This is a genomic window from Nereida sp. (assembly GCF_965655635.1).
In the GTDB taxonomy this organism is placed as follows: domain Bacteria; phylum Pseudomonadota; class Alphaproteobacteria; order Rhodobacterales; family Rhodobacteraceae; genus Nereida.
On record NZ_CBFHHE010000029.1, the window covers coordinates 1 to 24,415 of the forward strand.

General features: G+C 54.0%; 27 protein-coding genes and 1 tRNA gene. 14 read left to right on the forward strand and 14 right to left on the reverse strand.

Annotated features, from left to right (window positions below):
- Positions 1 to 151: 151 nt before the first annotated feature.
- The 6 genes from ACTF5M_RS09075 to ACTF5M_RS09100 all read left to right on the forward strand — a co-directional run bounded on the left by ACTF5M_RS09075 (position 152) and on the right by ACTF5M_RS09100 (position 3,943).
- Positions 152 to 775, forward strand: coding sequence for an ATP-dependent Clp protease proteolytic subunit (locus ACTF5M_RS09075; RefSeq protein ID WP_048599986.1), 624 nt, complete (start codon positions 152 to 154; stop codon positions 773 to 775).
- A 218-nt stretch (positions 776 to 993) separates the two neighbouring features.
- Positions 994 to 2,259: an ATP-dependent Clp protease ATP-binding subunit ClpX gene (clpX, locus tag ACTF5M_RS09080; protein ID WP_438960721.1), complete on the forward strand. Its 1,266-nt coding sequence runs from the start codon at positions 994 to 996 to the stop codon at positions 2,257 to 2,259.
- Positions 2,256 to 2,609 carry a Rid family hydrolase gene (locus ACTF5M_RS09085; protein WP_438960698.1) on the forward strand — a complete coding sequence of 118 codons (354 nt, stop codon included), beginning with the start codon at positions 2,256 to 2,258 and terminating at the stop codon, positions 2,607 to 2,609. The genes clpX and ACTF5M_RS09085 overlap by 4 nt, the downstream gene beginning before the upstream one ends.
- Positions 2,610 to 2,702: 93 nt before the next feature.
- Positions 2,703 to 3,086: an NADH:ubiquinone oxidoreductase subunit NDUFA12 gene (locus tag ACTF5M_RS09090; RefSeq protein WP_438960699.1), complete on the forward strand. Its 384-nt coding sequence runs from the start codon at positions 2,703 to 2,705 to the stop codon at positions 3,084 to 3,086.
- Positions 3,087 to 3,134: 48 nt separating this feature from the next.
- Positions 3,135 to 3,584 carry an outer membrane lipid asymmetry maintenance protein MlaD gene (mlaD, locus tag ACTF5M_RS09095; protein ID WP_438960700.1) on the forward strand — a complete coding sequence of 150 codons (450 nt, stop codon included), beginning with the start codon at positions 3,135 to 3,137 and terminating at the stop codon, positions 3,582 to 3,584.
- On the forward strand, positions 3,581 to 3,943 hold the full coding sequence (locus tag ACTF5M_RS09100; protein WP_438960701.1) for a DUF2155 domain-containing protein: 363 nt from the start codon (positions 3,581 to 3,583) through the stop codon (positions 3,941 to 3,943). The genes mlaD and ACTF5M_RS09100 overlap by 4 nt, the downstream gene beginning before the upstream one ends.
- On the opposite strand, the gene aat is transcribed toward ACTF5M_RS09100, so the two are convergent.
- The 9 genes from aat to ACTF5M_RS09145 form a co-directional block, all read right to left on the reverse strand.
- Positions 3,907 to 4,557: a leucyl/phenylalanyl-tRNA--protein transferase gene (gene aat / locus ACTF5M_RS09105; RefSeq protein ID WP_438960702.1), complete on the reverse strand. Its 651-nt coding sequence runs from the start codon at positions 4,555 to 4,557 to the stop codon at positions 3,907 to 3,909. The genes ACTF5M_RS09100 and aat overlap by 37 nt on opposite strands.
- Positions 4,558 to 4,652: 95 nt before the next feature.
- Positions 4,653 to 6,002 (reverse strand): acetyl-CoA carboxylase biotin carboxylase subunit, encoded by a 1,350-nt coding sequence (accC, locus tag ACTF5M_RS09110; RefSeq protein ID WP_438960703.1) that lies wholly within the window; start codon positions 6,000 to 6,002, stop codon positions 4,653 to 4,655.
- A gap of 10 nt (positions 6,003 to 6,012) precedes the next feature.
- On the reverse strand, positions 6,013 to 6,525 hold the full coding sequence (gene accB, locus ACTF5M_RS09115; RefSeq protein ID WP_438960704.1) for an acetyl-CoA carboxylase biotin carboxyl carrier protein: 513 nt from the start codon (positions 6,523 to 6,525) through the stop codon (positions 6,013 to 6,015).
- 149 nt (positions 6,526 to 6,674) lie between these two features.
- Entirely contained in the window at positions 6,675 to 8,618 is a 1,944-nt protein-coding gene (acs, locus tag ACTF5M_RS09120) for an acetate--CoA ligase (protein ID WP_438960705.1), read from the reverse strand.
- Positions 8,619 to 8,770: 152 nt separating this feature from the next.
- On the reverse strand, positions 8,771 to 9,526 hold the full coding sequence (locus tag ACTF5M_RS09125; protein ID WP_438960706.1) for an ABC transporter ATP-binding protein: 756 nt from the start codon (positions 9,524 to 9,526) through the stop codon (positions 8,771 to 8,773).
- A 17-nt stretch (positions 9,527 to 9,543) separates the two neighbouring features.
- Complete coding sequence (locus tag ACTF5M_RS09130; RefSeq protein WP_438960707.1) at positions 9,544 to 10,302, reverse strand: ABC transporter ATP-binding protein; 759 nt, start codon at positions 10,300 to 10,302, stop codon at positions 9,544 to 9,546.
- 12 nt (positions 10,303 to 10,314) lie between these two features.
- The gene (locus tag ACTF5M_RS09135) at positions 10,315 to 11,514 is read right to left on the reverse strand and encodes a branched-chain amino acid ABC transporter permease (protein ID WP_438960708.1); all 1,200 of its coding nucleotides are present in this window, start codon (positions 11,512 to 11,514) and stop codon (positions 10,315 to 10,317) included.
- Between the two features lie 4 nt (positions 11,515 to 11,518).
- Positions 11,519 to 12,550, reverse strand: coding sequence for a branched-chain amino acid ABC transporter permease (locus ACTF5M_RS09140; RefSeq protein ID WP_438960709.1), 1,032 nt, complete (start codon positions 12,548 to 12,550; stop codon positions 11,519 to 11,521).
- Positions 12,551 to 12,674: 124 nt separating this feature from the next.
- Positions 12,675 to 14,012: a substrate-binding protein gene (locus ACTF5M_RS09145; protein ID WP_438960710.1), complete on the reverse strand. Its 1,338-nt coding sequence runs from the start codon at positions 14,010 to 14,012 to the stop codon at positions 12,675 to 12,677.
- Between the two features lie 231 nt (positions 14,013 to 14,243).
- On the opposite strand from ACTF5M_RS09145, the gene ACTF5M_RS09150 reads away from it, so the two are divergent.
- The 5 genes from ACTF5M_RS09150 (at position 14,244) to ACTF5M_RS09170 (ending at position 20,370) form a co-directional block, all read left to right on the forward strand.
- Positions 14,244 to 15,590 carry a helix-turn-helix domain-containing protein gene (locus ACTF5M_RS09150; RefSeq protein ID WP_438960711.1) on the forward strand — a complete coding sequence of 449 codons (1,347 nt, stop codon included), beginning with the start codon at positions 14,244 to 14,246 and terminating at the stop codon, positions 15,588 to 15,590.
- A gap of 88 nt (positions 15,591 to 15,678) precedes the next feature.
- Entirely contained in the window at positions 15,679 to 16,047 is a 369-nt protein-coding gene (locus ACTF5M_RS09155; protein WP_048599971.1) for a response regulator transcription factor, read from the forward strand.
- A gap of 3 nt (positions 16,048 to 16,050) precedes the next feature.
- Positions 16,051 to 16,338 carry a hypothetical protein gene (locus tag ACTF5M_RS09160; RefSeq protein WP_438960712.1) on the forward strand — a complete coding sequence of 96 codons (288 nt, stop codon included), beginning with the start codon at positions 16,051 to 16,053 and terminating at the stop codon, positions 16,336 to 16,338.
- Positions 16,335 to 18,992 (forward strand): ATP-binding protein, encoded by a 2,658-nt coding sequence (locus ACTF5M_RS09165; RefSeq protein ID WP_438960713.1) that lies wholly within the window; start codon positions 16,335 to 16,337, stop codon positions 18,990 to 18,992. The genes ACTF5M_RS09160 and ACTF5M_RS09165 overlap by 4 nt, the downstream gene beginning before the upstream one ends.
- 112 nt (positions 18,993 to 19,104) lie before the next feature.
- Entirely contained in the window at positions 19,105 to 20,370 is a 1,266-nt protein-coding gene (locus ACTF5M_RS09170; protein WP_438960714.1) for a FliM/FliN family flagellar motor switch protein, read from the forward strand.
- Positions 20,371 to 20,454: 84 nt separating this feature from the next.
- On the opposite strand, the gene ACTF5M_RS09175 is transcribed toward ACTF5M_RS09170, so the two are convergent.
- Together ACTF5M_RS09175 and ACTF5M_RS09180 are read right to left on the reverse strand one after the other, a co-directional pair.
- Complete coding sequence (locus tag ACTF5M_RS09175; protein WP_438960715.1) at positions 20,455 to 20,880, reverse strand: TIGR01244 family sulfur transferase; 426 nt, start codon at positions 20,878 to 20,880, stop codon at positions 20,455 to 20,457.
- 78 nt (positions 20,881 to 20,958) lie between these two features.
- Complete coding sequence (locus ACTF5M_RS09180) at positions 20,959 to 21,849, reverse strand: ester cyclase (protein ID WP_438960716.1); 891 nt, start codon at positions 21,847 to 21,849, stop codon at positions 20,959 to 20,961.
- Positions 21,850 to 21,989: 140 nt separating this feature from the next.
- Between ACTF5M_RS09180 and ACTF5M_RS09185 the strand changes: the two genes are divergently transcribed.
- Entirely contained in the window at positions 21,990 to 22,517 is a 528-nt protein-coding gene (locus tag ACTF5M_RS09185; RefSeq protein WP_438960717.1) for an ester cyclase, read from the forward strand.
- A 21-nt stretch (positions 22,518 to 22,538) separates the two neighbouring features.
- Here the strand turns inward: ACTF5M_RS09185 and ACTF5M_RS09190 are convergent, their stop codons facing one another.
- Complete coding sequence (locus tag ACTF5M_RS09190; RefSeq protein WP_438960718.1) at positions 22,539 to 22,775, reverse strand: hypothetical protein; 237 nt, start codon at positions 22,773 to 22,775, stop codon at positions 22,539 to 22,541.
- A 90-nt stretch (positions 22,776 to 22,865) separates the two neighbouring features.
- Between ACTF5M_RS09190 and ACTF5M_RS09195 the strand changes: the two genes are divergently transcribed.
- Complete coding sequence (locus ACTF5M_RS09195) at positions 22,866 to 23,147, forward strand: DUF2312 domain-containing protein (RefSeq protein ID WP_074842187.1); 282 nt, start codon at positions 22,866 to 22,868, stop codon at positions 23,145 to 23,147.
- A 79-nt stretch (positions 23,148 to 23,226) separates the two neighbouring features.
- On the opposite strand, the gene ACTF5M_RS09200 is transcribed toward ACTF5M_RS09195, so the two are convergent.
- Complete coding sequence (locus tag ACTF5M_RS09200; RefSeq protein ID WP_438960719.1) at positions 23,227 to 23,544, reverse strand: hypothetical protein; 318 nt, start codon at positions 23,542 to 23,544, stop codon at positions 23,227 to 23,229.
- A gap of 27 nt (positions 23,545 to 23,571) precedes the next feature.
- Entirely contained in the window at positions 23,572 to 24,108 is a 537-nt protein-coding gene (locus ACTF5M_RS09205; RefSeq protein ID WP_438960720.1) for a hypothetical protein, read from the reverse strand.
- 153 nt (positions 24,109 to 24,261) lie between these two features.
- On the opposite strand from ACTF5M_RS09205, the gene ACTF5M_RS09210 reads away from it, so the two are divergent.
- A tRNA-Thr gene (locus ACTF5M_RS09210) sits at positions 24,262 to 24,337 on the forward strand.
- Positions 24,338 to 24,415 lie beyond the last annotated feature (78 nt).

Consider the following 24,415-nt stretch of genomic DNA (forward strand, 5'->3'; position numbering starts at 1 on the left):
TTTGTGTCATGGGCGGCAGATAACGCGCCATGAAGTGGTTTCAACAAAAAGCCTCGCGCCGCCTTGCAGCCCGCTATCACGCGCCCTAATCTTATCTTGGTAAATTGAGGCTACTAAGTAGTGGCACACACATGCAGGATGAGGCATTCCCATGAAAGATCCAGTCGAAACATATATGAACCTTGTCCCCATGGTTGTTGAGCAAACCAGCCGTGGCGAACGCGCCTATGACATTTTCTCGCGCCTCTTGAAGGAGCGGATCATCTTTTTGAACGGCCCCGTACATGATGGCATGTCACAGCTTGTCGTGGCGCAGTTGCTCCACCTTGAGGCTGAAAATCCGTCCAAAGAGATTAGTATGTACATCAATTCACCAGGCGGTGTGGTGACGTCAGGTTTGTCAATTTATGACACCATGCAGTATATCCGCCCCAAGGTATCAACACTCGTGATCGGGCAAGCGGCGTCCATGGGCTCGCTTCTGTTGACGGCTGGCGAAAAAGGCATGCGCTTTTCTCTGCCAAACAGCCGCGTGATGGTTCACCAACCTTCCGGCGGATACCAAGGGCAGGCGACAGACATCATGATCCACGCTCAGGAAACACAAAAACTGAAAACCCGTTTGAATGAGATCTACGTCAAGCACACGGGCAACAAGTTGAAAGACGTCGAGGCAGCGCTTGAGCGTGATAACTTCATGTCGCCCGAAGAGGCAAAAGACTGGGGCTTGATCGACGAGATCGTTGAAAACCGCTCCAAAGGTGACGACGCGTAGTGACGCTTTTCCATCGGAAGACTTGGGTAGGACATGAATGTGTTAAGCCCTTGTTAACCTTTGATTGCAACACCGCTTAAACGATTAGAAGAATGCCCCCAATTTCTCGAAATAGGGGCATTTTCGCATTGTAGCCGATTTTTGCCTGTCTTAGCATGGGGCGACTTCTAGATGGCACCAAACGCAACTCGGGGGACACGCCCCCAAAGGATGATACTATGACCAACCAAGCAAGCGGCGACGGAAAGAACACACTTTACTGCAGCTTTTGCGGTAAATCGCAGCATGAGGTGCGCAAACTTATCGCGGGTCCAACGGTATTCATTTGTGATGAATGCGTTGAATTGTGCATGGATATCATCCGTGAAGAGACAAAAGCGACTGGTCTGAAGTCATCCGAAGGCGTGCCGACACCGCTCGAGATTTGCGGTGTGTTGGACGATTACGTCATTGGTCAAGCCAAGGCAAAGCGGGTGCTGTCGGTAGCGGTTCACAACCACTACAAACGACTGAACCACGCGGGCAACGGCTCTGACATTGAGTTAGCGAAATCAAACATCATGCTGATCGGGCCAACGGGGTGCGGTAAAACACTTCTCGCCCAAACTTTGGCGCGCATTCTTGATGTGCCCTTCACCATGGCCGACGCCACCACATTGACCGAAGCCGGTTATGTTGGTGAAGACGTTGAGAACATTATTTTGAAGCTGCTGCAGGCGTCCGAATACAACGTCGAGCGCGCACAGCGCGGCATCGTCTACATCGACGAAGTTGATAAAATTACGCGCAAGTCTGATAATCCGTCAATTACCCGCGATGTGTCAGGTGAGGGCGTGCAGCAGGCTTTGCTGAAGATCATGGAAGGTACAGTTGCTTCTGTGCCGCCCCAAGGTGGGCGCAAGCATCCACAGCAAGAGTTTTTGCAGGTGGATACAACCAACATTCTGTTCATTTGCGGCGGGGCGTTCGCAGGCCTTGATAAGATCATTGCGCAGCGCGGCAAGGGATCTGCGATGGGCTTTGGGGCTGACGTCAAAGACGAAAGCCAAAAGACTGTGGGTGAGTATTTCAAAGACCTCGAACCTGAGGATCTACTTAAATTTGGCCTAATCCCGGAATTTGTTGGCCGCTTGCCCGTTATCGCGACGCTTGAAGACTTGGACGAAGACGCGCTGGTCACTATTCTAACCCAGCCTAAGAACGCGCTGGTGAAGCAATACCAGCGTCTGTTTGAGCTTGAGGACGTTCAGCTGACCTTCACTGACGATGCGTTGTCCGCCATTTCTAAGCGCGCGATTGAGCGTAAAACTGGTGCGCGTGGTCTGCGCTCGATCCTCGAAGATATCTTGCTTGATACCATGTTTGACATGCCAGGTCAGGAAAGCGTCACCGAGGTGGTGGTCAATGAAGAAGCTGTTAATTCCGATGTAGAACCTTTGCTGATCCACGGTGATACAAAAACCAAAGAAGATGCAACCGCATGATCAAGCGCATACAGTCCGGCGGAGAGTTTGAAGCCAAGATTGGTTATTGCCGCGCTGTTGTTGCGGCTGGATTTGCGTTTGTCGCCGGTACCGTTGGTCAAGGTGATGACGTTGTCAGCCAATGCGGTTCTGCGCTTGAGACCATCAAGAATGCGCTGACTGAGGCAGGTTCCGACATCTCGAAAGCCGTGCGCGTGACGTATTATTTGCCCGACATCACAGAGTTTGAGGCCTGCTGGCCGCAGCTTTCTGAGGCGTTCGGTGATAATCCGCCAGCGGCCACGGTGATTGAAGCAAAGCTTTTGCACCCCCGTTTCCGGATTGAGATCGAAGTTACAGCACTGGCCTAAGCGCACCGCGCAGATCGTATGCAAGACGTAATCTGCCTAGACGTTGGGGCACAAATGCGGCATAGCAAGGCAAGCAGATCAAAGAGGGCACCCATGGGTATTTTGAACTTCTTGAAACGGGCCGCCGTTTGGTGGGACGGACAAACACTCGGAACACAGCTATGGACGTGGCGCAAAGGTACTTTGGTCGGCCAAGATTCCCAAGGAAATAAGTTTTATCAAAGCAAAGACGCCGTGCGCCGTTGGGTAATTTTCAACGGGGAAGCCGAAGCTTCACGGGTTGATCCTGACTGGCACGGTTGGCTCCACCACACGTGGAATGAAACCCCTACAGATGCGCCACTGGTACACAAACCATGGGAAAAAGAGCACCTACCGAACCTAACCGGTACAACGCTTGCTTATGCGCCGGCAGGTTCTATCCGTAAAGGTGATCCAGCCCCGCGTAGCGACTACGAGGCGTGGACGCCGGAGTAAGTCGCAGGGTTCTGACCGATTTTTCTGTAAATAGGCAAAGGTGTTTGCATGACGTATTCCCGCGGTGAAATTGCCCTTGGTGGCGTCGTTCTGGCGGCAGCTACGGCCTTTTTGATCTATGCAGCAGGCCTGACAGGCTTTGGTGTAAACTCAGGCGGCCAATTCACTCTGCAAGCAAGCTTTCGCAGCGCGGATGGTGTCGCGGTTGGAACAGATGTGCGACTGGCTGGCGTCAAGATCGGCGCTGTCACGGCGATGGATTTGAACCCAGTCACGTACCGCGCTGAAACAACACTGGCGATCGCAGACGGTGTTGAAATCCCCGATGATAGTGCAATCTCAATTGAATCTGAGGGTCTGCTTGGCGGTAACTTCGTCAACATTTCCCCCGGTGGGTCAGAATTCTACTTTGCCAGTGGCGATGAGGTCGAAGACACCCAAAGCGCCGTTAGTCTTATCACACTGCTGCTGCGTTTTGTCGGTGGATCAACTGAATGACAGTGATTTGGCGTTCTCTAGCTGCGCTATTTATCTCTGCGTCTGCCAGTTTTGCGCAATCTGCTGAGACTGCAACAGGCGGTACGCTACGCGTTCTCGATAAAACCAACGGTACTGTGTCAGACTTTGACCTTGCATCAGGTCAGTCGGCTCAAAAGGGCTTGATTAATGTGCAATTGCGCGAATGCCGGTACCCGACGTCAAACCCGACGGGCGATGCCTTCGCGCTGATTACCGTGCGCGCGCAAGGGGCCAGTGATCCGGTGTTTGACGGTTGGATGATTGCCTCTGCACCGGCGCTGAATGCGCTAGAACACCCACGCTATGACGTCTGGGTATTGCGCTGTAAAACAGCCTGAGGGCTTGGCGCACGCCCGTCTGTAAATGTAAAATTAGCACTCTGAGAAAGCGCCATACCAAGGCGGCGGTGATATTCTGCACGTGGGATTTCGACAGCACCAAGGCTGGCGAGGTGATCTGTGAGAAATTGAGTATCAAACAAGCTGAATCCTTGCGTCCGCAGCATATCGATCAAATAGGCGAGTGCCATTTTTGAGCCATTAGTCGCGTTCGAAAACATGCTTTCGCCAAAAAACGCAGTGCCTATGGCTACCCCGTAGACACCGCCGATCAGGGTGTTGTCTTCGCCGCGTACTTCAATTGAGTGGGCATCCCCGAGGGTATGCAGCTCGAGGTACAGCTCCTTGATCTGCGCGTTGATCCACGTTTCGCTTCGCGCCGCACATTGATCAACGACCTCTTCAAACGCCCGATTAAGGGTGACGCCATGCAGTGTGGTGCGCATCGCTTTTGCGAGCGACCGTGAGATGTGAAAACGGTCCAGCTCGAAGATGCCGCGCTGACGTGGGTCAACCCAGAAGATCTCATTGACTTCACGGCCTTCCGACATCGGGAAAATACCCGAGCGGTAGGCTTGAAGCACCAGATCGGAGCTGAGTTTGTCCTTTGGCATGTGACATGAGCCTTTCTTGCGTAGAGTGCGCCAGCTTGGCCCAAAAAGAAAGGGCCAGTCTTTCAACTGGCCAGATGTATTATGTTTTCAAGAGGTTAGCCCTGCAAGTTTGTTTCCAGCCAGTGCTCAAGCCAATGGATGTCATAGTTACCATCCAGAATGTCTTGCTCTGCCAGAAGTGCGTAAAAGAGCGGAACAGTCGTATCGACACCGTCAACAATCAGCTCGCTCAAGGCGCGGCTGAGACGAGCCAAGGCTTCGGGACGGTCGCGTCCATGGACGATCAGTTTACCGATCAAGCTGTCGTAGTAGGGCGGGATTGAATAGCCATCGTAGAGGGCGGAATCCATGCGCACACCTAAGCCGCCGGGCGCGTGATACTGGGTGATCTTGCCGGGACAGGGCGCAAAGTTTGGCAGGCGCTCTGCGTTGATCCGAACTTCGATGGAGTGACCGTTGATCTCAAGATCGTCTTGGCCAAACGTCATATCTTCGCCGGCCGCCACAAGGATTTGTTCGCGGACCAGATCAACGCCAAAGATGCCTTCAGTAACAGGGTGTTCTACTTGAAGGCGGGTGTTCATCTCGATGAAGTAGAACTCGCCATTCTCATAAAGAAACTCGATTGTCCCTGCGCCGATATAGTTGATGTCGGCGACAGCATTCGCACAGATTTCCCCGATGTTGGCGCGCGTTTCAGCGTCAATTGAGGGGCCGGGCGCCTCTTCAAAGACCTTTTGGTGGCGGCGTTGCAGTGAACAGTCGCGCTCTCCGAGGTGAACGGCTTTGCCTTTACCGTCGCCAAACACCTGAATTTCGATGTGGCGCGGTGTATCGAGATATTTCTCAATATAGACTTCATCGTTGCCGAAGTTTGCTTTGCCTTCAGACCGTGCAGTGCGGAAAGCATTGGTCATTTCCTCTTCGGAATTGGCCACTTTCATGCCTTTGCCGCCGCCACCCGCAGTTGCTTTGATGATCACCGGATAACCAATGTCACGACCAACTTGCAGCGCGGTTTCAAGATCAGGCACGCCACCGTCAGAGCCTGGAACACATGGCACGCCAAGGCGTTTCATTGTGTCTTTGGCTGTGATTTTGTCACCCATCACACGGATGTGCTCGGCTGTGGGGCCGATGAAGGTGATGCCGTGATCCTGCAAAATCTGCACGAAATTAGCGTTTTCAGACAAAAAGCCATAGCCGGGGTGGATCGCTTGGGTGCCGGTTACTTCGCAGGCGGCCACAATCGCGGCGACGTTCAGGTAACTGTCAGTAGACGAGGGCGGCCCGATACAGATGGCTTCGTCGGCCATGCGTACGTGCATCGCGTCACTGTCAGCTGTTGAGTGCACGGCAACACTGCCGATGCCCATCTCGCGGCAAGCACGGATGACGCGAAGGGCAATCTCGCCGCGGTTCGCAATGAGGATTTTATCGAACATGCTGACTGCCTTATTCGATGATCATCAAAGGTGCGCCGAACTCAACTGGGTCACCATCAGCAACCAAGATGCGTTTCACGGTGCCTGAGCGCGGGGCAGGGATGTGGTTCATCGTTTTCATCGCTTCGATGATCAACACGGTGTCGCCTTCGTTGACTTGTGCGCCCACGCTTACGAACGCGGGGCTACCGGGTTCGGCCTGCAGATACGCTGTGCCGACCATGGGCGACGCCACTGCGCCGGGGTGATCGGATGGGTCCTCACTGGCGGCACTTGCCGCGGGGGCACTTGCCGCGGGGGCTGCTGCTCCGGGCGCTGGCGCTGCGGCAACTGGTGCTGCAACGGCGGCCATTGCAGGGGCTGCGGCTTGGACCACATTTGTTTGTTTGCTCACACGCACGTTTAGGCTGTCGTTCTCGCCGTAGTCGCGTTTTACCTGCAATTCAGTCAGTTCGTTTTCATTCAAAAGAGCTGCAAGTGCCTGAATAAACTCAACATCTGTCTCGTGGGGTTTCTTCGCCATGATCTTATTATCCCTCTGATCTTCCCGTGGGCTATTACCACTTATTCCGGTCGTGTATAGGCCAAGGTTTTCCCAAGGGAAAGCACCCGCATGTTGTTTTCACATGCAGGTGCTGATCACGTTTTCGATGAAGGGGATCCGAATGTGGCTTAGCCTTTTCGGTTCATCCGGTTTTCGATCAGATCGTCCACCACACTTGGGTCCGCAAGTGTTGAGGTGTCGCCCAGTGTCGCAAAGTCATCTTCGGCGATCTTGCGCAAAATACGGCGCATGATTTTGCCTGAGCGCGTTTTTGGCAAACCCGGTGCCCATTGGATCAGATCCGGCTTGGCGATTGGCCCGATTTCTGAACGTACCCATGTTTCAAGCTCTTTGCGAAGCGCGTCTGATGGTTCTTCACCGGTCATCAGGGTGACATAGGCGTAAATACCTTGGCCTTTGATGTCATGAGGATAACCCACAACAGCGCTTTCGGCGACTTTGGCATGCGCGACCAATGCGCTTTCAACTTCCGCCGTGCCCATTCGGTGGCCGGATACGTTGATCACGTCGTCTACACGGCCGGTGATCCAGTAATCACCGTCTGCGTCGCGGCGGCAGCCGTCACCTGTGAAATAGTAGCCTTTGTAGTCTGAGAAATACGTCTTCTCAAAACGTTCATGGTCACCCCAAACAGTGCGCATTTGACCCGGCCAGCTGTCTTTGATGACCAGAACGCCTTCAACGTCATTACCGTGGATCTCCTCGCCAGAGGTTGCATCCAGAACCGCAGGCTCAATGCCGAAGAACGGTTGTTGCGCCGATCCCGGCTTAAGGGTTGTTGCGCCAGGCATCGGTGTCATCAAGTGACCGCCCGTTTCTGTTTGCCACCATGTGTCAACGATGGGGCAGGTACCTTTGCCGACAACGTCGTTGTACCAGTTCCATGCCTCTGGGTTGATCGGCTCACCAACCGTGCCCAAAATCTTGAGCGCTGACAAATCGCATTTCTCCACAAACTCGTTACCTTGCCCCATCAAGGCGCGGATGGCCGTTGGGGCAGTGTAGAATTGGTTTACGCTGTGCTTTTCACAAACCTGCCAAAAACGGCTGGCATCGGGATACGTCGGCACGCCTTCAAACATCACTGTGGTCGCGCCATTGGCGAGAGGGCCGTAGACGATATAGCTGTGGCCCGTGACCCAGCCCACGTCCGCGGTGCACCAATAGACGTCGCCGTCGTGGTAATCGAACGTGTACTGATGGGTCATTGCCGCATAGACAAGATATCCGCCTGATGTGTGCACAACGCCCTTCGGCTGACCGGTTGAGCCGGATGTATAAAGGATGAACAGCGGATCTTCGGCGCCCATCTCAACGGGGGCGAATCTGGTGTCTGCTTTTGCGGCCAAGGCGTTGTAATCAACGTCGCGGTCAGTCCACGCTACGTCACCACCTGTACGTTTTACCACAAGGCTCTTCACGCCTGCGTCACAGCTTTCAAGTGCTTTGTCGGTGTTGGATTTCAGCGCAGTGTTGCGTCCACCGCGGGGGGCTTCATCAGCGGTAATCACAACTTTCGCTTCGCAGCCGTTGATCCGTGATGCCAGCGCATCCGGTGAGAAACCAGCAAACACGATTGAGTGGATCGCACCCATCCGTGCGCAGGCCAGCATGGCATAGGCAGCTTCGGGGATCATCGGTAGGTACAGCACAACGCGGTCACCTTTGGTGACGCCAAGATCTGCAAGCACATTCGCCATGCGGCAGGTGTTGTCGTGCAACTCTTGGTAGGTGATGTGCTTGGCTTCGTCCGTCGGGCTGTCAGGCTCCCAGATGATCGCAGTTTGGTTGGCGCGTGTCGCAAGATGGCGGTCGATACAGTTGGCGGCCACGTTCAGCGTGCCGTCTGCGTACCAATTGATTTTCACTTGACCCAGTGTGTAATCGACATCTTTGACTTCAGTGAATGGCTTGATCCAATCGATGCGTTTGCCTTCCTTGCCCCAGAACGCGGCGGGGTCGGCGATGCTTGCGGCGTATGTCTTGGCATAGCCTTCCGCATCAATATGGGCGTTTTTTGCAAATTCGGGTGAGGGGCTCAGGTCAGACATTTTGTCAGCCTCCTTCAATCAATTGGTCAGGGAGCGATTACGACAGCGCCACAGGGGACTGTACAGAATAAATAGAACGAGTGGGGTATGTGCGCCGCGCCAAACACCAGTTTTGTGATGGCGCAGGCGCGGCGCACATGAAGGTGAGGTGCTTAAATCGCGAGGTACTCAGCGCGCAGCTCGGCGTTTTCCAGAACCTCTTGAGCGGTGCCGTCAAAGACGATGCCACCAGTATCAAGGATCACCGCACGGTCGGCCAACTCAAGAGCACGCACAGCGTTCTGCTCAACGATAACAGTTGTGATGCCCTGCTCTTTGATAGTCATCAGCGTCTTTTCGATCTCGTCGACGATGACGGGTGCAAGACCTTCGTAAGGCTCATCAAGCAGCAGCACTTTGATGTCGCGGGCAAGTGCACGGGCAATCGCGAGCATCTGCTGCTCACCACCCGATAGGGTAATGCCCTCTTGTTTGCGACGCTCACCAAGGCGTGGGAACATCTCGTAGAGGCGCTCATGGGACCAACCGATGGGCGGTGCAATCTGTGCCAGTGTGATGTTTTCCTCAACGGTCAAGCCGGGGATGATGCGACGGTCTTCTGGCACAAGGCCCAGACCCGCACCGGCAGCTTGGTGGCTGGACATTTGGTGAAGCGGCTGGTGGTCGAGCCAAATCTCGCCCTTGCGTACTTCGGGGTCACCCATGCGCGCGATGGAGCGCAGGGTTGATGTTTTGCCAGCACCGTTGCGGCCCAAGAGTGCGAGGATTTCACCTTCGTGGACGTTAAAGCTGACGCCTTGCACGATGTAGCTTTCGCCGTAGTAGGCGTGCATGTCCCAAACGCTGAGGAATGCTGGTGCAGTCGCGGCTTGGTTGGCGTTTTTGCTGAAGTCGGGTTTTACATTCATTGTTCTGTATCCTTCCCTTAATCCACGCTCTCGCCGAGGTAGGCTTCGCGTACTTTCGGGTGGCCCTTAATGTTTTCGGGCGTATCTTCGACCAACGGTGTGCCTTGTGCCAAAACGGTGATCCGCTCTGCCAGTGAGAAAACAACGTGCATATCGTGTTCGATGATCGCGATTGTGATGTCGCGCTCTTCTTTGATCTGCTTAAGAAGGTCGATTGTGTTGTTTGTATCTGCACGCGCCATGCCGGCTGTTGGCTCATCGAGCAGCAGCAGACGTGGATCTTGTGACAAACACATCGCAATCTCGAGGCGGCGTTTATCACCGCGCGACATGGAGCCCGTCAGCATGTGACGTTTATCGGCCAAGTTCATGTCCTCAAGCATTTGCATCGCTTTGTCCTGCACTTCAGCCTGTGATGTCACAGAACCGATGGCGTTCATCGCAAATGCACCGTCACGCTTGGCAAAGCAGGGGATCAACATGTTTTCCATAACGCTCAAATCTGTGAAAATTTCAGGCGTTTGGAACACACGGCTAATGCCCATTTGGCAGATTTCGAAGGGCGTGCGGCCCAAGACCGATTGCCCTTCGAAAGTGACCGATCCCGTGTCGGGGATCAGTTTACCGATCAGACAGTTCAGGAGGGTGGATTTACCCGCTCCGTTTGGACCGATGATTGCGTGGACGCTGTTTTCTGCAACGCTGAGGTTAACATCACCAAGGGCTTGCAGACCGCCGAAACGTTTGTTGACCCCTTTGACTTCTAGAATACCCATAATTCAGGCTCCTTATTCTGCGGGTTCGACGTCGGCGGATGATTTTTCATCGGCCTTCGCTTTGCGTTTGAACATTGCACCGACGCGCTGTCCGCCTTCAACCAAACCACCGGGCAGGAAGATAACGACAAGCATGAATACGATACCAAGTGTTAGGTGCCAGCCTTTACCGATAAACGGGTATATCATTGCAACAATCACATCTTCGAGGCCATCAGGCATAAAGGCAAACCACTGGTGCAGCACGGTTCCATTGATTTTGGAGAAGATGTTCTCGAAGTATTTGATCATACCCGCGCCCAGAACGGGTCCGATTAATGTGCCTGCGCCGCCAAGGATGGTCATCAAAACAACCTCACCAGATGCAGTCCACTGCATCCGCTCTGCGCCTGCAAGCGGGTCCATTGCAACCATCAGACCACCAGCAAGGCCAGCGTACATACCTGAGATGACAAAGCATGCCAACATATAGGGCCGTGTGTTGAGGCCTGTGTAGTTCAGACGCTGTTGGTTTGATTTAATCGCACGCAACATCAGACCGAAAGGTGAGCGGAAGATACGGATCGCGGTGTAGAACGCCAAGATCATCACGACGGCGCACAAGTAGTAGCCCACGTTAAACGTGAAGGTCCAACCGCCTAAAACCATTTCTGCACTATCGCGCATTTGCATGCCGAATATTGCAGGAGCGGGAATGTTGCCCCCTGTGGAGGCAGTATCAAGGATGCGTGGATCGTTGAGCGCTGTTTGAAGGCCTGTTTCACCTCCAGTCACACCCTGCAAAACTGAAGCGGCTAGAGCAAAGGACATCTGTGCAAACGCTAGCGTCAGAATGGAGAAATAGATGCCGGAGCGTCGCAAGCTGATGTAGCCAATCGCGATTGAGAAGACACCTGCAACAAGAGTCGAAACCAGAATGGCTGGAATCACATTAATTGTCAGAAGTTTCATCATCCAAACACCAGCGTAGCTGCCCACGCCGAGGAATGCGGCATGACCGAATGAGAGGTATCCGGTCAGACCAAACAAGATATTGAAACCAATGGCAAAGATGCCAAAGATTAGAAAGCGCTGCATCAGGTCAGGGTAGCCCGCGTTAAACTGTGCCATCGCACTGTCAGAGGGGAAGGGGTTCAAAATGAACGGAGCAAACAATACAAGTCCTGCCACGATCAATAAAAGGTTAGCGTCTTTTTTGGCTATTCCGAACATGGGATCAGTCCTCCATCACGCCTTTGCGACCCATAAGGCCACGCGGACGTGTCAATAGAATTATAATGGCGACGAGGTAGATGATGATCTGGTTGATACCAGGCACCGCCTCAATCACGGCTTGCAGGGAGGCAAAGCTCTCTAGGATGCCGAGCAAGAACCCAGCCAAGACTGCGCCGGGCAAGCTGCCCATGCCGCCAACAACAACCACAACAAAGGAGATCACGAGGAAGTCCATGCCCATGTGGTAGTTCGGTGGGTTGATCGGCGTGTACATGACACCCGCTAGCCCTGCGACGGCGGCGGCGATACCAAACATGATGGTAAAGCGGCGGTCGATGTTGATGCCCAAAAGCCCGACAGTCTCACGGTCAGCCATACCGGCGCGCACAACCATACCGAATGTCGTGAACTGCAAGAAGGCAAACACGCAAGCAATTAACACCATAGAGAATAGGAAATAGATAATCCGCCAATAAGGGTAGATAATTTTGTTGGCTTCAAACCCCAGAATTGTACCGAAATCAAACGAGCCGGTAAACGCCTCGGGAGCGGGTGTTGGGATTTGGTTTGCGCCAAAATAATATTTAATAATTTCTTGAATCACGATCGCCAAACCGAACGTCACAAGGATCTGATCAGCGTGGGGGCGGCTATAGAAATGCTTGATCAAACCACGCTCCATGATCACACCAATCCCGATCATGATTGGGATAGCGAACAAGATCGAGAGCGGCACAGCCCAGTCGATAATCGATGCGCCTAGGCTTTCGCCGAAGATGTCATGAAGATATGGCACCTCAACTTTGAGGGGGTTGCCTAAAAAGTCTGTGCGTGTTTCGTCCACAGTTGTGCGGCTCAGCGTGAGCAAGCGGCTCAGGGTCACAGCGCAAAACGCGCCCATCATAAACAATGCCCCATGAGCGAAGTTCACGACACCCAAGGTGCCAAAAATGAGCGTCAAGCCAAGAGCAATCAACGCATATGCGCTGCCCTTGTCCAGTCCGTTCAGGATTTGCAGGATAAACTGGTCCATTTGGCCCCCCCTTGAGGTTCCCAGATTACAGGCAACACTTGCCTGATTTAGTCATGTATTGTTAAGTTTTAGGTGTCCTGTCCGCCGGTGCAGCTGCGTGGCGGACAGGACGAATGTCTAAGGCTTATGCCCCTGGGTTACATGAACCCAGATCGCCGCCGAAGATTGATGGATCGTAGGTAACCTGGCTGGCCGGCGTCACTTCCACGATTTCCAGCAAGTCGAACTCGTTTTCTGGGTTCTCTTTCCCCTTCACAACGAGCACGTCCTTGATGCACTGGTGATCTTCAGCACGGTAGAGCGTCTTGCCGTTACCCATGCCGTCAAACTCAAATCCTTCGAGGGCTTCGCCCACCGAACACGGGTTAAACGAGCCGCCACGTGCCACAGCATCCGCATACAGTAGGGTTTGCACGTAGCATGTGTGCGCAGCCTGGCTTGGTGGGAAGCCGTATTTTGTGCCGAATGACTTAACGAATGCTTTTGAGCCTTCGTCAGTCAGTGACCAGTGCCAGCCGGTCGAGCCAAAGATGCCGGCAACGTTTTTCCCAGCACCCTTCGCCATCAGGCGTGAGTAGAGTGGCACAACGATTTCGAAGTTCTTGCCGTTTGCTTGTGCAGCGCGCAGACCGAACTGAACAGCAGACGTCAGGGAGTTAACCATGTTTCCGCCGTAGTGATTCAGAACCAGAACATCGGCGCCGGAGTTAAGAACTGGAGCAACGTATGAAGAGAAGTCAGTCTGTGCCAGCGGTGTTTTAACAGCCGCAACAGTTTCCCAACCCATCGCTTCGGTTGATGTGCGAACAGCTTCTTCTGTGGTGTAACCCCAGTTATAGTCCGCTGTCAGGTGGTAGGCCTTACGGTCATTGCCGAAATTGGCGCCCAACACTGGAGCAAGCGCCGCACCGGTCATGTATGAGTTAAAGAAGTGACGGAAGCCATTGGCTTTCTTGTCTTTACCAGTGGTGTCGTTTGAGTGCGTCAAGCCCGCCATGAAGATGATGCCCGCTTCTTGGCAGAGCGCTTGAACAGCAACCGCAACACCGGAAGAAGAGCCGCCGGAAATCATGACAGCACCGTCTTTTTCGATCATGGAGCGTGCAGAGGCACGTGCCGCATCGGGCTTAGTCTGTGTGTCACCTGTTACATACTCGACTTTCTTGCCCAAGATGCCGTTACCTTCGAGTGCTTTTGAGCTGAATGTGTTAAGCATGCCGCCGTCGCCGCCACCGTTCAGGTGCTCAACAGCAAGTTCAAATGCGCGCAGCTCGTCAGCACCTTCGTCCGCATATGGGCCGGTTTGTGGTACGTTGAAGCCAAGTGTCACTGTGCTGCCTGTCGGCGCGTTAGTGAAACCAGAGTGGCCAGCAGCGTTCAGGTATGTAGGCAGAGCCAAACCTGCGCCGGCAACTGCGCCGGTCTTGATCACGCCACGGCGTGTCAGATTAGAATTAGACATCTAAGTCCTCCCTTAGTTTTGTTGGTAGTTGCCGCCCGTTTCCTCCCCGACCGGCAACACCATGCACTTATGTGCTTCAAGCAGCTTAGGCGGCTTTGTTAAGAATACAACAAATGTCGGTAACAAAACGATTTATTTGTAAAGAAAATCACAATATACTTGTGCATACTGTAAATTGATTTTCTCGCACCTGCAGAAAGCCGTTGGAATGTCTGGATATTAATTATGAATATGAGATCGCTGACAGGGAGCCGCGTCCGTGAAAGGCGGATGAGTTTGGGGCTTAGGCAAGGTGATTTGGCCAAGTCTATCGGGATCAGCGCCTCGTACCTTAACTTGATCGAGCACAACAGGCGCAGAATCGCGGGCAAATTGCTGACGGAGCTTGCTCGCGCCCTGTCTGTTGAGGTTACGGCTCTGACTGACGGGGCTGAGGCCAGTAAAGTGGCCGCACTTCAAGGTGCTGCAGCGTCGGCAGAGGCGGCGCAGTTGGGCGTGTCGCTTGATACTGAGCAGCTGGAAGAAATTGCGGGTCGGTTTCCGACATGGGCGGACCTGATTGCACAGCAGCACCAGAAAATCCGCTCGCTTAATCACATCGTTGATACGCTTTCGGACCGTTTGTCCCACGATCCGTTTTTGTCGACTTCGCTACATGACGTGATCACCACGGTGACGTCGATCCGTTCGTCCAGCTCGATCTTGTCTAAAGAAGATGAGCTTGATCCCAAGTGGCGCAAAAGATTTGAGCGGAACATTTTCAACGACAGCCGCCGCCTTGCGGAAAGCGCGCAATCGTTGGCCAACTATCTTGATGGGGCGGCGGATGCTTCTGCAACTCTTGGCTCGCCCCAAGAGGAAGTTGACCGCGTTCTTGAGGATCGTGGCTTTAGCTTTGAGGCGCTTGAGGGCGCCGCTGCACCGCAAGGTGTTGTGACGTCACTGATTGGTGAGGCGAATTTGCGCAGCCCGCAAGCGGCTGGCCTTTTGCGCGTGGTGTTGCAACGCTATCAGCAAGACGCGGGCCTTCTGCCTATGTCTACTTTGCTCAAGGCACTTGATGCTGACATTGCTGGTGAGGCAGGGCAGACGCAGCTGAACCCTGTGCGCTTGGCGGCGCGGTTGCAAATGCCCCTTGAGGTCGTGTTGCGTCGTTTGGCCCATATCCCCGAAGACAAAGCCCCGTTCGCGATGGGATTGGTGATTTGTGATGCCTCTGGCGCATTGATTTACCGAAAGCCCGTCGCGGGCTTTGATGTGCCGCGGGTAGGGGCGCCTTGTGCGCTTTGGCCCATGTTTCGTGCGCTGAACCAGCCAATGCAGCCCCTGCGCGCAGTGGTTCAGCAGGTCGGGGCATCGCGGCCTGCCATGCGCACTTTTGCGGTCTCCACCCCCGTTGTTATGGGCGATTTTGACCGACCTGCCATCTATGAAGCGACCATGTTGATTGCCGCAGACACGACTGCGCCGCCCTCGGAGGCGGAAAAAGTTGGCCCCAGTTGCCGTATTTGTGCGGTCTCGGAATGCGCAGTCCGCCGCGAGCCGTCAGTATTGACCGATACGCTAAGTGCCTTTTGACAACAGCGCGTGGATGGGTACAACTGAGCAGGCTCGTCAAATGCACAAATCAAGATGCGTTGGCAGCGGTTCCGGGGAGGGAACATGAATGAGTGAGACGAAGACCGTCCTGTTGGTGGAGGACGAGCCAAACATTATGGAGGCGTTGCGGTTTGTGCTGGAGCGCGATGATTGGCGCGTTGTAACTCACTCGGACGGTGCGACAGCGCTTGGCGCAATCACCGATATCGCGCCCCATGTGGTGGTGCTTGATGTCATGCTTCCCAACAAATCTGGTTTTGATATTCTGCGAGAATTGCGCGCTGGTCAGAACACAGTGCCTGTTTTGATGCTGACCGCGCGCGGACAACAAAAAGACCGCGATATGGCGATTGAGGCAGGGGCGAACCGGTTTATGACAAAGCCCTTTGCAAACCGCGATGTCCGTGACGCCCTTAACACGTTGATCGCGCAGTAACCCATGGCTGGCTTGCCCAAAACGGTCTTTTTACAGCGCGACACATATCGGCGCCGACGTATCGGGGATGCCATTAAGCTGTTGCCAATAGCGGGTGTTGTTCTGTTTTTTATGCCGCTGCTGTTGGGTACGCCCGAGCAACCTGCACAAACCTCAAGCTTGGGGCTTTTCATTTTCTTTAGCTGGTTTGCGCTAATCGGGATGTCTGTCCTTCTTGTGGCGCTATTCAATAGAACGCCACATACTACCCGCGAGGCCGAAAAACCAATCGCTGAGGACCCGTTGGGATGAGCTTCAACCTGCTGATCCTTGCGTCGCTCGGCTATGTGGTGCTTTTATTTATTGTAGCCTTTGTCGCCGAAGATCGTGCCGCACGCGGGCACAGCGGGTGGGCACGGTCCCCGTGGGTTTATACGCTTTCGCTCTCTGTGTATTGTACCGCTTGGACATTTTACGGCGCTGTCGGATTTGCGGCGCGTTCGGGTCTTGAATTCTTGACCATCTATCTTGGACCGACCCTGGTGTTGGTTGGCTGGTGGTGGCTGTTGCGCAAGCTGGTTCAGATCGGCAAGGCCCAACGGATTACGTCCATCGCTGACTTGCTGTCATCGCGTTACGGTAAGTCCAACTTGGTGGGGGCAATTGTGACCGTGCTTGCGGTGATTGGAACCACGCCCTACATCGCGCTGCAACTTCAATCCGTGTCCCTTTCGTTTGCCGCATTCGCCAGCAACACGCCCCTTGGCCCGCTTGATGTGGCCAAAACAACGGGGATTTGGGTGGCTATCGGCCTTGCACTTTTTGCGATTTTATTCGGGACGCGTAATCTGGACGTGAACGAACGCCATCACGGGGTGGTCACGGCCATTGCTGTTGAGGCGGTTGTAAAGCTGTTCGCGCTGATCGCTGTGGGCATATTCGTCGTGTGGGGCGTGGCAGACGGGGCCGCTGACATTAAGAACCGGATAGATGCATCTGAAATTGCTCAATTTAATGTGGATAACTCCCGATGGATTGGCCTGACGTTTTTGTCAGCAGCAGCGTTCATTTGTTTGCCGCGCATGTTTCAGGTGCTTGTGGTTGAGAACGAAGATGAGAATAATCTGAGTATCGCAAGTTGGGCTTTTCCTCTCTACCTCGCGGCGATGAGCCTTTTCGTTGTGCCCATCGCCGTTGTCGGATTGGAGTTGTTGCCCGAAGGGTCCAATCCTGACCTGTTCGTGTTGACCATTCCGCTCACCCAAGGGGCAGATGGGCTGGCGCTTTTGGCGTTCTTGGGTGGGTTCTCATCGGCCACGTCCATGGTGATTGTGGCGGCATTGGCGCTTGCCACCATGGTGTCGAACAACATGGTCATGCCACTATATTTGCGTGCGCAAAACATCGGGGCCACGGTATCGGGTGATGTGCGGGCGGTGGTGTTGGTGTCGCGTAGGCTGTCGATCGTGGCGGTGCTGTTGCTGGGCTACATCTACTACGCGGTTTCTGGCGGCACTGTGGCGCTGTCGTCCATCGGCCTCATCTCGTTCGTTGGGGTTGCACAGGTGCTGCCTGCGTTGATCGGGGGGCTTTTTTGGCGCGGCGGCACGCGCACGGGTGCGGCCCTTGGGTTGATCGTGGGGTTCAGCATTTGGATGTATACGCTGCTGCTGCCTACACTGTTTGCGGACACGAACATGTATTCTGGCATCGTGCGTGATGGGCTTTTCGGAATTGAGTGGCTGCGCCCATATGCACTTTTGGGTGTGACGCACCTTGATCCGATTGTGCATTCGGTCTTCTGGACGATGCTGCTGAATGCGTCCGCTTTCATTATCGCCTCGATCTGTAGTTTCCCCAATCCTGTTGAGCGGTTGCAGGCTACGACATTTGTGAATGTGTTTGACCTTGCTGAAGAAACGGGTGGTTGGCGCGGTGCCGCGATTGAGGCGGAAGATCTGCTTGTGATGGCGCAGCGCATCATTGGGGGGCGTGATGCGCAAAGGCTCTTTACACAAGTGGCGCGAAAGCAGGGTAAAGAAGGATATTTGCCCGACATTACGCCAGACTTCATCACTGTGCTTGAGCGCCGCTTGGCGGGCTCGGTTGGTGCGGCAACGGCCCACGCGATGATGGGGCAGATCACGGGCGGCTCCTCGGTTTCTGTCGAAGAACTCATGGCCGTGGCAGATGAAACGGCGCAAATGCTAGAATACTCCAACCAGCTTGAGGTGAAATCGGCCGAGTTGGAACGCACTGCCCGTCAATTGCGCAATGCGAATGAAAAGCTGACTGCGTTGTCGGTGCAAAAAGATGCGTTTTTGAGCCAGATCAGCCATGAATTACGCACGCCAATGACTTCTATCCGCGCGTTCTCCGAGATCTTGCGCGAGGGGGATGTGAACGGCGCAGAGCGGACCCGTTACGCGGACATTATTCATGATGAGGCGCGGCGCCTGACGCGACTTTTGGATGATTTGCTGGATTTGGCCGTGTTGGAAAATGGTCAGGTTAGCCTCAATATCGAGAACGCGCGCCTTGAACAACTGATCAACCGTGCCATCGACGCTTGTGTGAATTCGGGCTCGCAAATGCACATCAAACGCAACCGCGCGAATGAGGCGATCATGCTGGCCACCGACCCTGATCGTCTGGCGCAGGTCTTCATCAATCTTATCACGAACGCGCAAAAATACTGCGATGCGCGCAAGCCGGAATTGCGCATCAAGATCGCAGATTTGGGGCCGTCTGTTCAGGTTGATTTTATCGATAACGGAAGCGGGATCGGTGTTGCGCAACAAGCTGTTATTTTTGAGAAGTTCTCACGTCTGACGGATCACGCACGTGCGGGTGGGGCAGGGCTTGGGCTTGCGATTTGTCGCGAAATCGTTGGCAAACTTGGCGGGACAATTGAGTATCTTCCGGGCCAAGACGGGGCTGCGTTTCGGGTCACGTTGGCAAAATAGCTGCCTTAGGAGCGTAGGCCGTCATAATTCGCAATCAAATAGCCGCGTCAACGATTTGGTAACCGCCCTGTGGTCTAAGCTCCCGAAACGGGCGCAGTAAGGACCAAATGGCATGAGCACGCCGTCACCGCAGCCTGCATTGCGGCGCAAAATCAAACCGAACCTGAACAAGGTCGATACCACAGGGCTACAAGAACGCGCCCTGCGCCTTTTGGTATCTCGCGCGGGGCAGGGCTGTCATGATGTTGATGTGGCAACGTCAAACATGCGTTTTGATGTGGTTTCCCTTGAAAGCCTGTTGGACACGCTTGAAGACGGCCTGATGATGCGTCTTCTTGAGGGGGCTGGTGGGCAGCGCGGGTTGATGTGCATTTCTTTGGGCGCAATCGCTGCACTTGTTGAAGTGCAACTTACGGGAAAAGTGTCGCCGGCTGCAGCGCCTGAGCGGGCAGCTACACGTACGGACGCGCGATTGGCACAACCGTTTACCCAAGAAATTCTGAACGCCTTGGCCGAGCAACCTGAGATATTTGACGGCGCAGCACCCTTTGATATCGGTGCAGTCTTTGCCGAGAAACGGCTTGTCCCGTTGGCTCTTGAAAGTGGTGATTTTCATATCATCCGCATGACGGTCGATTTTAATCTGGGCGCGAAATCCGGTGATATCACCTTTGCATTTCCTGTGGTAGTCGAGCCGCCTGTTGAGGCGCCGATCATCGCGCTGGATGACGCGCGCAGCCCGCGTGATATTTTGGGCGATGGGCGGGTTTCGCTTAGGGCCGTTTTGCACCGTGTTACCATGCCTTACAGCGCGTTGCGGGCTTTAAAGGTTGGTGATTGTGTTAACATTCCGCGCAACGCACTAAGACAAATGCGCCTAGAAGCAGAGGGCCACGTTGTTGCCTGCGGGATGTTGGGCATGATCAATGGGTCAAAGGCTGTGCGCCTTGGCCACGACACTACGACCGAGCAGATGGAGCCTCTACATGGCGCTGGTGGGTACGGTGGGACAGGGCTTGCTGGGTTGTCGTCCGAGCAAACCGCGATGGGCGGAATTCCCGAGTTGCCGAGCAGTTTTGATAAATCTGCAGAGACACCAGGTCCCGGCTTTCCGGGTGCGCTTGAAGGGTTCACTACTGTTGAAGACTTGCCTGATGTTGGGCTGTCTCTACCCGAGAATGGCGCGCCTCTTTCTGATGATCTTCTTGAGCCAGCGGATGACGCCGCACCTGTGCAAACTGCTGAGATTGCAGGATCACCGGATGCATTAGATGCGGAAAGCTTGCCGCCGCTGGACATGCCAGATCTGCCGCCGCTTGGTGATGGCGAGATGCCAGACTTCCCGCCCATGCCAGACTTTCCACCGCTACCAGAATGAACTAAGTGGCGGTTTTGCTATGGATGAGCTGGTGTTAGTTGTGGCACCTACCAGATCAATATCAGCCGCTTGCTGAAATAGTTACTAAGTCTTGGCGAGCGCCTCAATTTGCAGGCGCAGACCTTCCATTTGATAGCCACCGCGCGCAGCAGCCTCGATAATGTCATTAGTCGGTAGCTGACCCGCCATGGCGAGGCACCAAACCATGGTTGAGCGCGTTCCACTTGCACAATAGGCAAATACACGGCCTTCAGCCGATTGCAGCAATTCAGCTTGTTTGGTCACGTGTTCCATAGAAAGCATTGGGCTAGCGAATTGGTTCAAGAGCAGCGTCAGTCCTGCTGCGTCTGCCGCTTTTTGCATTTCCTCAACATGCAGAAAGGCGGGGTTTTCTGCGTCTGGCCGGTTGCAGATAACGGTTTTGTAGCCTGCCTCGGCCACGGCATAAAGGTCTTGTGGCTCAATCTGGGGTGCCACGGCAAAGTCAGGGGTGAGAACGCGTAAATCCATAAGCAATGTCTAAGTTGGAAACGCGCAGAGGTCTACTCGAAATGAACGAAGGGGTATGTGGGGTGCAATCGGGGGCGCTTATAACGTCAAATCAGGTTGCCCTGTCATGTGGTGGACCCGCGCAAACAGGTCTACGCCCATCTGAAGCGCGATGTGAATGACATCCATCGGAACCCAGTTTTCGGCAATCTTGTCGCCCTCAAGGCGGTAGAAATCCATCACACGCATTTCGATCATGCGGCCGGTTGGGGCCATGCCGAGCCATTCGCCGGTGTGCGTGCCGCGCACCGATGGCCACCCTCCGGTCACGGCGTAGGGCCCGTCACTGATCCGAATGTAGTGTCCGGCACCTTCACGGTCATTATAGGCGCGCAAGCAGGGAATTTGATGGTGGACGCGAAAACCCTCAAGCCCTCGGGTGCTGCCAATGCCAGCGGGTCCGTACCACATAAACGCATCGGTCCAGTAATGGCCGTGGTTCATACTATCGAGTGATTTGCCATCAAAATTTCCCAGAGCGCCGTGCATTTTGAGCACCGTATCCATTGCGCTACTGTCGGTTGTTGAGGTGCTTAAACGCACGCCATCCCCAGTTGCAGGCGGCTGCCATTGGGCCTCAGCGCCGAGCGATTGGGGAAGAGGCCAGCATTGGGCTTGGCGCATCAGGTCCAGAAGATCGAACATGACCCATGATTGAACGATCTTATCATCGCGTAGCTCATGGGCTTCGCAAAATCTGATGCTGATTGTACCATGGGTAGCGGGAATGCCCAACAGATCGCCGCGCATGGTGCCCTGCAGAACACCACTGCAAGCAACCAAATCGGCGGCGCGCTCGGTTGTGACCCGCGCGTCTGGTAAGTTTGGCCCGCCAAGTACCATTTGTGTGCGGCGTTCCATGTCCGGAATGGCGGTACGCAAAGTGTTCCACATACGCACTTTCGACCGGCGCACCAGCAACCAGCGCATCCAAAAGCGCGGTTGTGCGGGCTTTCATGGCGGCATAAGTCATCTGCGTTCTCCAGTTGTTTTATGTGTAAAATCAGCTATCTGCGAAGCATTGCGTTACATTTTGCGCCATGTCCATACCCAACCAAAAGGAGCCTGACATGAAAGGCAGCCGTCCCGAGCAAGCTGTGCTCACCAAAGATACAGAAATGTCCAAAACCGAAAGTACCCGCGCGGTAATCGAAGGCATGGTCGATGGATTAAACGATCACCGCATCGTTGATATCGGCGAGTTTTTCTCGGAAGGGTTCCGTTGGATGGGCAATACCGGCTGTGGCACCAAAGAAGGCCTGCGCGCGTTTCAGGACAACTGGCAAAAACCTTTTCAAGCGGCGTTTTCAGATAAGGTCTGCATTGATGAAGCGCGGCTTTACATGGGGGAATGGGCCTCGGCCTTTGGCCGTCAGGAGGCCACGCATTCTGGCAAATTTATGGGTGTTGAGCCGACGGGCAAACGCATTGAAATCCGCTATATGGATTTCTGGAAAGTGGTCGATGGTAAGATCGTCGACAACTACGTGATGGTCGATTTTCCACACGTGCTTAGCCAGCTTGGTGTTGATGTGTTTGGTGGTGAAGGCTGGGAGGCTTTTGATCGCGGCGAGAAAACTCCTCCGTCACCTGCCTGAGTGATACGAAGTGGTGGGTGCTCAGCCGAGGATGACGCCCATCACAACCATCATGAGGCCAATTGCCGAGACCAGAAAAGACCCCAAGTTCAGCGGCATAAGCGCGCCGAGCCTTGCTTTCAAAGCTTCGTCTTCCAGTTGCTCTTTTTGAGCGGCGCGAACTCTGGCGATAAACATGACAATGCCAATGATCCCCAACGCAGTTAATACTGCGCCGGCAAAGATCACCATTTCGAAAATTGTAGAGCTTTGTTCCATGGCAGATGCGCTAAAGCAGATTGCGCGCCCACGCAAGCGCGGCTAGGTGTGGTCGGGATAATTCAGGAAGTAAAAATCAGGAGACGCGCGATGAGTGACTTTAACTCAAATGTTGTGGAAATGGATACCAAACCCGATAGCTACCGCGTCACGGCTGACGAATTGCGCGCTTTTGTTGAGCGGATCGAACGTTTGGATGCAGAGAAAAAAGACATTGCAGAGCAACAAAAAGAAGTGATGGCCGAGGCAAAAGGCCGTGGCTATGACACCAAAGTGCTTCGCAAGATCATCGCGCTGCGCAAGCGTGAGGCTGATGACGTTGCCGAGGAAGAAGCAGTTCTCGAAATGTATAAAGAAGCGCTGGGTATGTAAGCGCTGTCTTTAAGTGACATGCGAAAAAGCCCCGCAGTTCCAACGCGGGGCTTTTTTGTGTCTGCTTAGCGTTTGATGCCTAAGGGGCGATAAAATCAATACCCTGCATCTGCTCAATCACATTGATATCTGCCTCATATGCATCCGTCAGATGCTGGACGTAAGCTTCGTTCCAATGGGCAAGCTCGATGGGTTGCTCAATATCTATCATGTCGGTACGGGCGTATTTGTCTAGAAATGCAACCATGTTGCGGCGTAGGTGGGCTTCGCTTTTGGGTGGGTTATCGGCAATAAATGCACGGAAACGCCGCGTGCCTTCCCATAGCATGATTTTGGACAGCATATAATCCGCCTCGACCAGCGGATCATGGGGTTCAAGCCCCCCCATTTTGCGCATGATTTCGCCCCAAAGAAGCGGGCTTTCCTAATTGCTCCAAACGGTAATTTTTGCATTGGGTAGTACCGCTTGGACACGCGCAATCATGTCAGACCAGCGGATAGACGCGGGATCAATTCCGCCCAAAAGGCTGCCGCGCTGTTCGAGCTCTAGCTTGCCTAACATATCCGCGATCAAAGTAGCGGGGTTACGAATGCCCAAGAATATTTCGATCTGATCTTGGGGGAGTAGGCTGCGCAGACCGGAGAGTTTGAATTCGAGCTGTGAGTACAGCTGACCGCCATCAAAAATACGTGCGGGAACACAGATAAAACTTTCATGGCTGAGAATGATCCGGTCAACGTCATCTTCCTCGACAATCGCATCGAGCAGCACTTCGCGCGCATCAGGGGCAGGGGTGGCGCCGTTTAGACTCTGAATCGTTTCCCGAAGAAGCCGGCGATAGCGCCCAGGCCCCGGCACAGCGGTTCCGACATCGGACAGAATCTCTTTGTTCATCAACAAGCATTTCAGCAACCTATCCTCAACGGTGCAGTGCGCCCCTATGTGTAGTGCGATTTGCATGATTTATTCCTTATCTTCTGGCGCTTAGGTGCTTTTGCCTCTTGGTTTTCAGGCAGTTTTTCTGTGAAAATCAATAAAGTTTGATTGGGACGTAAAAATGGCACGATTGGCCCCTTGTCATGGCAGAATCTTTTGGCTAAACGCTTCCGCAGTGCCCCTATAGCTCAGCTGGTAGAGCAACTGATTTGTAATCAGTAGGTCCGCGGTTCGAGTCCGTGTGGGGGCACCACTACTCTCAGATAACTTGTTGAAGTTCCTTCGATTTAATTCATCGGAGTAATTCATCGTGTCACACATTCAGTACACA